Origin of the sequence: Cryobacterium sp. N19 (assembly GCF_002929595.1) — a bacterium.
In the GTDB taxonomy this organism is placed as follows: domain Bacteria; phylum Actinomycetota; class Actinomycetes; order Actinomycetales; family Microbacteriaceae; genus Cryobacterium; species Cryobacterium flavum.
This window is the reverse complement of the sequence record NZ_PJJR01000030.1, coordinates 1-12731: the sequence shown is the minus strand read 5'-3', so window position 1 is coordinate 12731 and position 12731 is coordinate 1. Positions and strand designations below refer to the sequence as shown.

Here is a 12731-nt window from a genome sequence, read left to right as displayed (position 1 = left end):
CTGCTGTGCCGGTGCTGTCGGCTCCGGCCGTTGTTCCAGCCCCGCCTGCCCCACCCGCCCCGCCGGTATTGCCGGCACCGCCGGCACCGCCGGTAGCCTCTGCTCCGCCGGCGCCGCCGGTAGCCTCTGCCCCGCCGGCGCCGCCGGATGTTGCGGCACCGCCCGTTGCGGCCGCCGCACCGGCCAACCCGTGGGCTCCGCCGGCGCCGGTCGTTCAGGTGAGCGCCGCACCGGTCGCTGCTGCGGCTAGTGGGCCAGGGACCGCGGAACTCCCCATGGCCTTGCCCGGCGAGCTCGCCGCAGCCGCCGCCGAGATCGCCGCCGGGGTAGCCGTCGCAGCGGTCCCCGCCGCACTTCCCGCGCCAGTCGCCGCTGAAGTCGACGACGAAGCCGGCGACGACCTCGACGAAACGATGATCGCGGCGCGCCGCATGAAGCCGTGGACGCTCGAAACCGAGCACGGTCTCAAAGTGTCGCTCACCAAACCGGTCGTGCTGCTCGGGCGCAACCCCGCACGTGGCGGCGCACACACCGACGCACAGTTGGTTCCGCTGCACGACCCCGGCAAGACGGTGTCGAAGACGCACGCCCGTCTGGACTTTGTCGAAGGTGCCTGGGGTATCAGCGACCTGCACTCGACCAACGGCGTCGTGCTCATTGATGGGGGCGGACTGGAGAATGAACTCGATGCGGGTGCGAGCGCGCCCCTGACCGATCGGTTCCTGCTGGGGGAGCTCGCGGCGCGCATCTACCTGGAGGCCTGAGTCGTGACGCACCTCGCCGAACAGCGAGCGACCAGTGCTGGGGTGTCGCTGCAGTGCGGCTCGCGCACCGATGTCGGCCGCAAACGGCACGAGAATGAAGACTCGCTGCTGGCGTCCCAACCGGTGTTCATCGTCGCAGACGGCATGGGCGGGCTGGAGGCCGGCCAGCGGGCCAGCTCCGCTGTGATCGCCGAGTTCCGGGGCTGCGTCGGCCGCACCGATGTTGCGGCCGGTGACGTGGTGGCCGCGGTCGAGCGCGCCCACACCAGCGTGCGCGCCGTGTCGGATTCGACCGGGCGCGGCGCGGGTAGTACTCTCACCGGCCTGGTGCTCATCGACCACGAAGATGCCCCACACTGGCTCATCGTGAACGTCGGCGACTCGCGCGTCTACCGCCTGCACGGCGGCGACTTTCAGCAGCTCACCGTCGACCATTCCCTCGCCCAGGAACTCATCGAGGAAGGGTCACTGCTCAAAGCGGATGTCGCCAGCTTCGCCCACAAAAACGTCATCACCCGCGCGATGGGTGCCGACAACAGCAGCGCCGACTACTGGCTGCGACCGGTCGTGACCGGCGAACGACTGCTGGTGTGCTCCGATGGCCTCAGCGGCGAGCTCTCCGACGAAGCGATCAAGGCCGGTCTGACCCTCGGCGGCAGCACCCAGCAGACGGCCGACGCGCTGCTCGCCGGGGCCCTCGAGCACGGCGGCCGCGACAACGTTTCGGTGATCGTGATCGATGTCATCGCCGGCGGGGTCAGCTCCTGGCACGGCGTCGCGATCGGCGACGACCACTCCGACACCATCGATACCCGCACCGAAGACACCCGACCGGTGCAACGAGTGGCCCGCAATGCAGCCCGCTGACCCGAGCGCGCCACCCCCGGAACCGGTGGCAGACCTGCCCGACATCGACGACACCGATGACACCGACACCGACGACACCGACAGTGACGACACCATTATCGTTTCGCGCACGATGGACGAACACACCCGCATCGTGCAACGCGGCAGTGATGAACACACCCGCCGTGTGCTGCGACCGGCCCGTACGAAGGCATCAGATGCGGCCGACCCGACTGATGACCCGACTGATGACCCGACTAATGGCCCGGACGACGAGGCCACCGTGCGTTCCTCCCGGGGCAGCACGGCGGCCGATACCCTCCTGAACGGACGGCGAGCGGCCGCCCCCCTGCACACTCCGGTCGTGGATTCCCTGCAACGGCGCTACCAGCCGCCGCAGGTGCAGAGCGGTGAGAGCGTGCGCTACGCGGCGCGGCCGACACCGGCCATCATTCCGCCAAAGAACCCGCTGCCCCTCGCCGACGTGCAGCCCGACCTGGCCCGTCTCCGGCTCGCCGACGCGGCCGCCGAGATTCGCGAGCGTGCCGCGGTCACGAAGCGTCGCCGTCGCCGAGTGACCCTGACGTTGATCATCTCGATCACCGTTCTGGTCGTTCTCGCAGCCGCCGCGTACACGGTCTTCACCATTCTCACCTGGTAATGGCGACCGCTACCCGCTACCGCCCCCTCACTTCGTACCCGTCTACCAGCACTGACCATCTAGGAGCATTTCTCTCGTGACAGATTCCACCTCCCCCCTCTATCGGGAAGCCGCCGACCCGGCGACCTCGCAGGCCCGGCTCGCCGAAATCGCTGCCGCCCACCACGAGCTGCACCCCGTCATCGCCGGAAATCCGTCGTGCTACCCGGCCCTGATTGAGTGGATGCTCCAGCTCGGCACGATCGCGCCCGTGATCGCTTCGCCCGCAGTCGCGCCCGCCGTTGTCGCGGCGGCGACCGAGCCGGCGGCATCCGCTTTGGTGAATCCCTATGCCCAGCCGGGCCAAACACCCAAGAGGCCGCGCAAGAAACTGCTGATCTGGGGCTCAATCGGGGTCGTCGTGCTGTTGGTCGCGGGCGGCGGCATCTGGGCCTACGGGGCCATCTTCTCGAAGCTGGGCGGGGCATCCTCACCGACTGCTGCGGTCGAAAAGCTGTTCGAGGGCACCGCCGATATGGACTTGATCAGCCTGTACGGCTCGCTGTCTCCCGCTGAGATCGAATCGTTCAAGGCTCCGATCGACCAGCTCGGCACCATCGCCATGGACGACGAGAACGGCGACCCGGTTGATATGCCGGAGCTCATCAACACCGTCGTCGACAGCCTCAACATCACCCTGACCGGGCTCGAACTCGAGTCTGAAGACATCGAAGAGGGCATCGCCGTCGTCACTATCACCGCGGGTGAGATGACCATGAACGGTGATGCTGAAACGATCACCGACGCCTACCTCCAGGTCGTCGCGCCGCAGCTGCGCCTGCAGCAGGAGTCGTGGGGCTACGACGACAGCGACACCGATTCCATGATCGCCGACCTGCGCGAGTCGTCGATCGACGAACTGAACGACATGCTGCCGTACACGCAGACCGCCGCCGACCTGGCCGACTCGCTCGGACACGACGCCAGCATCGTCACCGTTCGCGAGGGTGGCTCCTGGTACGTCAGCCCGCTGCTGACGACCGGCGAGAACATTCTGCAGAGCGGATCGAACGCCCGAGGCAGCCTGGTCGCCGAAGGCGACGTGGCGTCGTTCGACACCGCCGACGCCGCTGCCGAAGGATTCGCCGAAGCCGTGATCGCGTTCGGCGAGAACGGCGACTACGGCGACCTCGCCGCGGTTCTGCCCGAGGCCGAACGTCGCTTTCTCAGCCTCTACGGTGACGCCCTCATGCCCACCGACGGTGACGGCGATTACGACAACCTGCAGATCACCGATTTCGCTGTGACTCCGCAGATTGAGGGCAATACGGCGCGCCTCGACATCGACAGCATCGTGATCGAGGGCGACGGCTACAACTGGCCGTACCGCACCGAATTCAACGGAGTCTGCGTCACCACCGATTCGGGCTACTCGTCGTTCGACGGATGCCTCGACGACGCGTCCTGGATGAAAGAACTCGGCGCCGACAGCTGGCGAGTTCTCTCCGTGCAGGAGAAAAGCGGATGGTTCGTCAGCCCCATGCGCACCGTGGCCGACGTGACCGGCATCGCCGTGGACAACCTGGTGCGACTCAGCCAGGACGGCAAACTCGACCGGCTCTACCAGTAACCCCCGCGCAGCACCGTGACACGAAACCAGAACGAAGACAGAGGACTCAGATGACCTTCGACCCGAACGCCCCCCAGCAGCCGCCGGCAGTTCCGCAGTATGCGGCGCCCGTCGCGCCGCCACAGTACGCGGCCCCGCAGCAGTACGCCGCGCCCGCAGCTGCGCCACAGTACGCCCCGGCACCGACCCGACCGAACCCGTTCGCCGGCATCCCCGCCTCCGACTGGGCGCGCGACGGCGGAGCACTGCTGTTGCTCCTCATCTCCCTGGCCCTACCGTGGATGAACAGTCCCGACACCTACAACATGAGCGAAACGATCGGAGCGACCGGCCGCATCGAGGTTATCCTGATCACGCTGCTGTCGCTGTTCTCGCTCAGCCTCACCTACCTGCTGCGCGCCGGCGTTTTCGGGCCGGGCGTCGGGCTCGCCCAGATCTGGTTGATCCGACTGTTGGTCAACGTCCCATACGCGCTCCTCGTGCTGGGGTTCATGCTCATTGACGCCTTCTCGAAGGATCAAACGACCGGGCTCGGCTACGCGGCTGCCTTCGGACTGGCCGGCGCCTTCCTCGCCGCCCAGCCCCGTTCCGCCGAACTGGTCGGCATCGTCGGCTACCACCCGATCGCTCGAATCTGGCACCGCATCGTGATTGGATACGGCGCCGTGGTGGCATTGACCGTGCTGGGCGCGCTGGTTCTGGGACTGGTCGCGTCGACATCCGCTCAGGTCAACGCCGTGGTGCTGCTCACCGCGGTCGTGGCCGTGCTGGCCGGCGCCGCCGCCGTGCTGCTGCCGATCTATGGGATCATTCGCGGCAGCGCGATCTGGCTCACCGTCGGCCGCACGCTCGGCGGCATCGCCGTCGCCGTCATCACGATCGACGCATTCACCGATTTTGCTCTGTCCGTGGGCGGTATCGAGTCGCTCAGTTGGGGAGGCTACCCGCTCATTCTGCTCGCCGGGCTGCTCGGCCTGGCCTCGGCACCGGCGCTGCGTTTGGCGATGGTGCCGATCGAACCGATCGCCAAATGGTTCGGCGTGGCCTCGCTCACGCTCATTCTCATCATCAGCGCCGCGGGTCTAAGCCTGCTGCTGGTCATCGCCAACCTCATTGGGAGCGGTACCAATACCGGTTCCACCGGTCTGAACATCGGTGCCACGATCGTGCTCTCCATCATCATCGTGGTGGCCATCATCGCCCGCACAACGCTGCGGTCGAACCCGGCCGGCAGCCAGTGGCTCGTGCTCGGGCTGACCGGCATCGTCACCGTGCTCGGTATCGTCTTCGTCGTGCTGCGCGCCCAGACCCTCAGCGACGAGAACGTCGGCGAGCTCTATTCCTGGATGTTCGATGGCGCGGCGTACAGCTCCTTCTCGCTGATCATCCTCACGACCGCGGCGACGCTGAGTCTCGCCCTCGCGTTCGGACTGCCAGCCCTGGTGTTCTACTCGCTCACCGCCCCGGCCGCCGTTCGCGGCTACTTCACCCAGTACGGACCGGTTCGGGCCCAGACTCAGGCCACGTACACGGGCTATGCGCCGGTTCCGCCGGTTGCGCCCGTTTCGGCTGTTCCGCCGGTTCCGCCGACCGCGCAAGCGGATGCCGCGGCGCCGGTCGTGCAGGCACCCGCCGCTGTCGCAACCGTGACTCCGGCGGCCTTCGTTGCGCCCGCAGCACCCGTTGCTGCCGCACCCGCAGCGGCTGCACCTGTCGCGCCGCCGGTGCCCCCGGTCGCGCCGCCAGCTCCGCCGGAACCGGTCGAAGCGCCAGCCGAGCCGGCATCCGAACCGGCACCCGAACCGGCAGTCGCAGCGCCCGTCGCAGCTCCCAGCCCGGCCAGCCTCGCGGCCGGCGATCCGGCCACGTCGGCCGCCGAGCTCTATGACCTGGCGCAGAAGCACCCGGAGGTCTGGCCGCAACTAGCGGGCAACCCGAGTACCTACCCCGACCTGCTCACCTGGTTGGCGCAGTCGCCCGACCCGCTCGTGCAGCAGGCGCTGCGCGCCCGCGGCCTTTAGCCCCACCGAACACCTGCGACCGCACCCCACTCATCCCCAACCCGGAGCCAGCCCGTGAATCCCACGCTTATCGCCCTGCAGAACCTCGCAGCTGACCCTCAGAGCAGCCCGGAGCGGCTCGCCGAGCTCGCCCAGCAGCATCCGGAACTGCGGGAGATCATCGTGAACAACCCCGCGAGCTATCCCGGGCTTCTGCAGTGGATCGCCGATGTGACAGCGGCAGATCTGGCTGAAACAGATCTGGCTGCGCCCGACCCAACGAGTACCGATCCGGCTCCAGAGCCGGCCGCTCCAGAGACCAAAACGGTGCCGCCGGAACGCAAGGCGCGCTGGTGGATCGCCGTGGCTGTGGCATCCGTTCTGGCACTCATGCTCGCGAGCGGCGCCGGCGGAGTCTTCGCCGGTTGGGCCGTCGCTAACCATCTGGTGGTCGCCGAGGTCTCGCGCACGAGCCCGGAGGTGATCACCGTAGCGCTGCCCGAATACCAACCGGGCGACGTGGCCATTATGCCCGATGTGCGCGGACTCGACACCGAGCGGGCCATGCAGGCCATCGTCGACGCGGGGGTGCCGGCCGAACTCATCGAGGTCGCCACCCGCCCGGCCGCTGGCGTGGTCGGCGTCATCGTGCAGCAGACGCCGGTCTTCGGCGCCGAAAACCCCACGAGCGTGACGATCCTGGAATCCACGCCCGCCATTGTGCCCGACTTTGCCGGCCGCCCAGCCGCCGAGATCATCGATGAGCTGCAGGGTATGGGCGCCCGGGTCGAGCAGACGCGCCAGTATGTTCCCGGCGCCGTCATCGGCACGGTCACCAGCATTGTTCCGGCGCCCGGATCGGCCCTGTCCGAATCGGTCGCCATCGTGATTGCCGACAGTGCGTCACGTGTCTCGCTCGACGACATCGATCCGACCAAGGGATCGACCAGCTTCGGCAGTACCCAGTCGGTCGGCGGCCAGGACTACGACGACGCGGTGACGGTGTCGGCCAGCCCAGACACCGAGACGGTCACCTGGACGCTCGGCGGCCACGTCGCGGAGGTTACCGGCTCGCTCGGCCTCGAAGACGACCAGTACAGTGACGAGTCCATCACCGTTGTGGTGCTCGCCGACGGTGCCGAAATCGCCCGCTACGCGCTCGCCGAGGGGCCTCCGGTGGCGTTCAGCTGGCTCGTCTCCGGCGTGACCACCCTGTCGGTGCAAGTCACGAGCGCCGAATCTGATTACGGTTCGTACCTCGTGCTCATCACCCCGGAAGTCCTCGGCAGCATCGACGAACTGGGAAAACTCTAAGTGAGCGCCTCGGGGGCCGCTCCTAAGCCGCGTCGCCGCGCGGCACTCATCCTGATCGCCGCCGGAGTCGTCGTCACCCTGGTGCTGGCGATCGGCGTGGTCTGGTTTCTCATGGACGGCCGAAACAGTGCCGCCGCCGGCACCCTTGATGGCCTCGACGACGCCGGCTCGGCCGGAAGCTGGCACGCCGTCGAACCGTTCGATGTCGGGTCAGAAGACCTGGTGGCGAATGCCGGGACCGAGTTTTCCATTGACCGAGCGGATGCCGCCCTCCCGAAAAATACCACCTCCGTTCTGCTCCAACTCGAGATCGTTCCCGGCACCGAACCCGGCGCCATCGTCATCGGCTCACAGCCGACCGTCACCCCCATCGTGAGCTTCAGCGCCAACGCGCCGGGCACGACCTCGCAGCTCGTACGGCTCGACGACACGGGCTCGTTCACCCTCACCGCCGACCAGTCGGTTGCCGTCACCCTCACCCTGTTCGCCTACCTGCAGGTGGCAGGCAAGGGCGAGCCGGCGGTTGCACCGGGCGGCAGTGCGGCCATCGAGCCTCGCCTCGTGATCGACACGAGCGCCGGTCTCGGCGGCACGCTCGCCGCCCTCGACTCACCGATCACGCTGAGCCCCCAAGGTCTCGGCGCGGTACCGACCGACGACGTGGCGGCCGTCTGGCTGCAGGTTGCCCTGCTCGGTTCCGACGCGCGGCTCAGCCTGCCCACCGCGGGCACCGATGACGCCCCGGCGGTCGTGCACAGCCGCGGATCATGGAGCAACGCCCTGATTCTCGTTCCGCTCGATGACCGCGGCCTGTTCCAGTGGAGCTTCAGCGGCACTGTCGACGCCGTGCGCGCGAGCGTCACCGGCTGGGTTGCCGGCCAGAGCCGCTCGCTCGACGCCGCCACGATCGTCGGCGGGCTCGTTCCGGTCGCCACCACAGCCCTCGACACTGCCCTCGAATCGAACGGCCTCGCGCCGACCCTGCCGAAGGGCATCGCCACGGCGTCAGTCGGCTCCGCCCTCTACAGCGTCGAGGTCACCAGCGCCACTCCCGGTACCGTAAGCGCCGACGCCGGTGACAGCCTGGCCGACGACCGACGTGAGACGACCCTGCCGGTGCGCGGGGCGGCATCCACTCTGGTCATCGCCGGCTCCGGCGGCACCATCAGCCTGCCCGACGGCGCGATCGCCGACTCACTCACCCTGCTCGGCTACTTTCCGACCGCGCTGCCGGCCAACGACAACCCGCCCACGCTCACCATCACCGAACCGGCACAGGACGGCACGGTCAATCTCGGCGACGCCGGCGGAACCTTCGTCATTCACGGCACGATCGACGAAGCGGATGCCGGCGTGCAGCTCGTCGAGGTGCGCCTCGGTAATCGCTCCATCGGCAGTGCTCGCGTCGACTCCACCACGACTCCGCCGCGGTGGAGCATCGAGACCTCAGCGACCCCCGGCAGCCACGAGGTGAGCGCCACGGTAACGGACTGGGCCGGCCAGACCGGGCAGGACGAGGTCGCGTTCACCGTGGAGGTACCGGCTGCAACTGAGGCGGTCGCCAACAACCGCACCGTCGTGCTCGAGGAGGCGAGCCTGGACGTGGCGTCGAACCTGACCGCCTCGTCGATCTCGTTTGCTGGGCTGTCTCCGGCCGTCGTCGGCGAGTTCATCGTTGCCGGGGTGTCGGAGGCGACGCCGGACGGCATCATGCGCGAGGTCATCGCGGTGGAACTCATCGACGGGCTCGTGGTCGTGACGACTCGGCCGGCGGCATTCGGCGACATCGTGCTGCAGGTGAATCATCGGGTCGTCGAGCAGGCTCTGCTTCCCGACACGGCCCTCACGCCGCCGGCCACTGCCAGTGGTGCCGCGAGTAGTTCCACCGAAGGCAACCGCCCGGTCGTGCTGCCGGCGTCGTACAACGCCGCCGCCGACCCGGCCGGCCTCCCCACGACGGACCTGGCGGAAACCAAGCGCATCGGTGTCGTCGACCTCAGCGCCACCGTCTCCGTCACGACCGAGCCCGAAGTCTCGGTGGAGTACGAGAGCAAGAGCAACGACCTCAAGATGAGCATCACCGCGTCCGCCGAGGGCGCCGATGCGAGCTTCTCGGCCGGCGACACCGAGCTGTCAGTGCCAGAGCCCGCCGCCAGCCCCAGCCCCACGCCGGCACCGGCGCCCAGCGCCGCACCGACTCCGAATAAACCCACGTTCAGCGGCGAAGCGAGCCTCGAGTTGGGTGTCGCCTTCGAACTAGTCAGCTACGCCACCCTGACCATTGAGATCGCACCGTTCTGGGAGTGGACCCGCGACGTGCGCACAGTGCTCGCCGACTTCGAATCGAGCGTCAAGCAACAACAGACCCAGACGATCGAGGTGAGTTCCTACGGCGAAATTGCCGTCGCTTACGGCTCGGGCAAGAAGCAACGCCGAGTAGGCCAGGTCGGCACACCGCTGCAGGTGACCGCCGGCGACCTTCCCCACGTTTCGCTGGGGCGCCTGCTCGGAGTGATTCCGACTCCGGTCCCCATCCCCTGGGTGCTCACCTTCGACCTGAGCGCTGAGTTTGACTGGTCCCTGTCGCTGACCGGCACCACGACCTTCACGGCCGTTGAACGCATCACCCGCGAATTCGGTGTGCGCCTCGAGAACGGCAAGCTGCGGTCGTTCAATGAGACCATCACCGAGACCGCCCCCACCGTGTGGAAGAGCGAACTCGAGGTCGCCCTCGGCGCCACTCTTGCCCTGCGGGTCGACGCGATGATCTACGACATGGCCGGGGTTTACTTCGGTATCAACATCAAGCCGGCCCTCACCGTGGGCTCGGTGGCCGAGGGCACCGTCGGCGAGGCGCCGGCATCCGTTGTCTTCTCGAGCACTTTCGACATCGTCGTCGAGGGTGTCATCGGCGTGAAACTGGAGGTTTTGGACAAGAATCTGCTCAACTGGGAGGCTGAGCCGCTGCAGTTGTACAAGAAGGTGTTCTGGGACGAGGAGTACACCATCGATGAGCTCGCCTACGCTCTGACCGGGGATGAGGCCTTTGCCCCCGACACCGAGCCCGACACGGCCACCGGAACGGGTAATCGCCCCCTGCTCGTGGTCGTCGACCTCTCCGGCTCGATGTCCGGTGAACGCATCGAGAAGGCGCAGGACGCCCTCACCGAGCTGGTGATGAGCCAGCCGATCGGTTCGGAAATGGGAATCTGGACCTACGGCGGCGGCTGCGATGCGCCGGGGGATTACGCCATCGAGGTCGCCCCGGTGATGGGCACCGGCGACCTCGTCTCCGAGATCGCCGGGTTTACCGCGTCCGGAGGCACGCCCACCGCTGAGGCGCTGCTCGCAGCGACCAAACAGCTGCAGGAAGACGGCCACAGCGGGGCCACCGTGGCCCTGGTCTCCGACGGGGAAAGCGGATGTGGAAACCCCTGCGAGGCTGCGGCGCAGATTCGCGCTCAGGGTTTCGACCTGCAGGTGCAGACCGTGGGTTTCCAGACCTCCGACCTCGGCGAAACCGAGCTCAAGTGCATCGCCGAGGAGACCGACGGCACCTACACCTCGGTCGACGACGTCGATGCGCTCGCCGACAAGCTCGCCGAACTCGGTCGAGCCAGCATCGACCTCACGGTCGCGGCCGGCGACACCATTCTGGCCAACCAGCCCCAGAACGTTGACGTCACGGTGACGAACCCCTCGGGTCGAGACGCGGCCGACATCACCGTCGCGCTCACCTTTCCGAGCGGCGACCTGGTGCCGCTGGTCAGCCCGTCACCGCAACTTCTCTTCGGCAACCTGCCGCCCGGCGCCACCAGCACGCAGAGCGTGCAGCTCTACAGTGCAGTGCAAGACGCCGTCGGCAGCACCGACTATCGGTTGATTGCCTGGGGTCCGGAGGTCGACGCCGTCATCGTCGAAGGCAGCTATGAGACCCTGCTAGAGCGCACTGACCCGATCGAGCCGGGAGCGATTTTGGCGGATGCGGCGGCGAGCGACTATCCGGCAGCTCTGGTCGGCGACGGCCTGGCCTCCGGCGGCTCCGGCACGGACTGTGAGGCCGGTGAGAACAGCGGAGCCGTCGGGTACGCCGGCGCTCTCGCCGCATCGACCGACCCGGTCGTACTCGCCTGCGCCGCAACGTCGGGCAACAACCTGCTCGGCGCTGAGATGCCAGGTGGCGCAGACAACCAGCTCGAACGCCTCGCGGCCGAGCCCGCAGTGAGTGAGGTGGTCGTCTCGGTCGGCGCCGCCGACGTGGGGCTCGACGCCCTGCTCGCCCTGTGCGCGAGCTCCGGCTGCGCACTCGACGACCAGGCCGTTCGTACTGTGATCGGCAAGGTGCAGGAACTTGACCTCAGCCCGGTCTACCGCAGCATCTGGGCCACCGTGAACACCGAGCAAGCCCGTGAAGCTCGCGGCGGCACCCACGCACCGGTGATCGTGACGGCCTACCCGCAGCTGTTCTCGAGCGACCGCGGAATCGACTGCACCAAGGAATGGGGCCGCGCCGAAGCGCGGGTGGGACACACCGTCATCGCCTACCTGAACGCATCCCTTGAAACGGCGGCCCTGTGGGCGGCCGCTGACGGCTACGAGGTGTACTACGCCGCCGGGCCCGAAGATGCCCTGCAGCCCAACCACACCCTGTGCGACGACGACAGCTTCGTCACGGTGACCGATGAGGGGCAGCTCGCACCGGGCGTCGACGGCTTCACCGCGATAGGCGACACCCTGCTGCTCTGGAGCCAGAACCGTGCGCGTGTCGAACCGTCGGCATCCGCGCTGGCCAGCGCCGAGCTCTACGCGGTGCCGGCACCCGGACTGCTCAAGAGCGTTGACCGTGCGGTCTCCGGCCTCGCCAACCCCACGAAGCTGGCCGAGCTGGGGGTGAGCGGCCCAGCCGTGCACGTGTCGCCCGGGCAACAGGTGCGGGTGACCGGTTCCGGCTACCTGCCGGGCTCGCCGGTGGTCGTGACCCTGAGCGGTGACCCGAGCATTCTCGGTACCGCCACAGCGGATGCCGCCGGCCACGCCGAACTCACCGCCATCGTTCCGCAGCACAGGGCTCTGGGTACAGCGACCCTGACCATGAACGGTGCGGCTGAGGCCGGAGTAGAACTGGAGCTGGTTCGCGAGCTGCGGGTCGGCGCCCTGGTGCCGGTCTGGATCGTGGTCACGGTGTTCGGCGGTCTGATGATGCTGCTGGCCGCGATCGGACTCGCGCTGTTCGCCCGGCGCCTGTTCGGTCAACGCCTGGCCGGCGGAGCGTCGCGTCGCAGCGCCAAGAGACTCATCGGGCACCCGCGGAATCTCGCGCGTGGAAATGTCGACGCCTGAAAGCACGGCCCTTTCAGGATGTGAAACCGAAACATTCTGGTGGACAGCGCGGTGAGGCTTACGTGCGCCAGGGTGGTTCGGGGCTGGGGGTGTTAGCCCGGTGGCTCTGGGTGGGCCGCCAGGTTTGGGTGGGGTCCCAGAGTAGGGGTCCGCGTACTTGGGGTCGGCTGTTGATCATGCGGATTTTCCATCCGCTG

At 67.9% G+C, this 12731-nt stretch carries 8 protein-coding genes; 7 read left to right on the top strand and 1 reads right to left on the bottom strand.

The window, feature by feature from the left end:
• A partial coding sequence (locus CXY78_RS21325; RefSeq protein ID WP_233206028.1) for a hypothetical protein occupies positions 1-187 on the bottom strand: 187 nt, incomplete at its 3' end.
• Positions 188-275: 88 nt separating this feature from the next.
• Between CXY78_RS21325 and CXY78_RS00520 the strand changes: the two genes are divergently transcribed.
• The 7 genes from CXY78_RS00520 (at position 276) to CXY78_RS00490 (ending at position 12534) form a co-directional block, all read left to right on the top strand.
• A complete protein-coding gene (locus CXY78_RS00520) occupies positions 276-764 on the top strand; it encodes an FHA domain-containing protein (RefSeq protein ID WP_104087523.1) in 489 nt (162 codons plus the stop codon).
• A gap of 3 nt (positions 765-767) precedes the next feature.
• Entirely contained in the window at positions 768-1631 is an 864-nt protein-coding gene (locus CXY78_RS00515) for a PP2C family serine/threonine-protein phosphatase (protein ID WP_233206027.1), read from the top strand.
• On the top strand, positions 1618-2271 hold the full coding sequence (locus tag CXY78_RS00510; protein ID WP_104087521.1) for a hypothetical protein: 654 nt from the start codon (positions 1618-1620) through the stop codon (positions 2269-2271). Before CXY78_RS00515 ends, CXY78_RS00510 begins: the two co-directional genes overlap by 14 nt.
• A gap of 76 nt (positions 2272-2347) precedes the next feature.
• Positions 2348-3880 carry a hypothetical protein gene (locus CXY78_RS00505; RefSeq protein WP_104087520.1) on the top strand — a complete coding sequence of 511 codons (1533 nt, stop codon included), beginning with the start codon at positions 2348-2350 and terminating at the stop codon, positions 3878-3880.
• 50 nt (positions 3881-3930) lie between these two features.
• Positions 3931-5901: a hypothetical protein gene (locus CXY78_RS21150; RefSeq protein ID WP_199182552.1), complete on the top strand. Its 1971-nt coding sequence runs from the start codon at positions 3931-3933 to the stop codon at positions 5899-5901.
• Positions 5902-5955: 54 nt separating this feature from the next.
• Positions 5956-7194, top strand: a complete 1239-nt coding sequence (locus tag CXY78_RS00495; protein WP_104087518.1) for a PASTA domain-containing protein — start codon at positions 5956-5958, stop codon at positions 7192-7194.
• Positions 7195-12534, top strand: a complete 5340-nt coding sequence (locus tag CXY78_RS00490) for a VWA domain-containing protein (protein ID WP_104087517.1) — start codon at positions 7195-7197, stop codon at positions 12532-12534.
• The last annotated feature ends 197 nt before the right edge of the window (positions 12535-12731 follow it).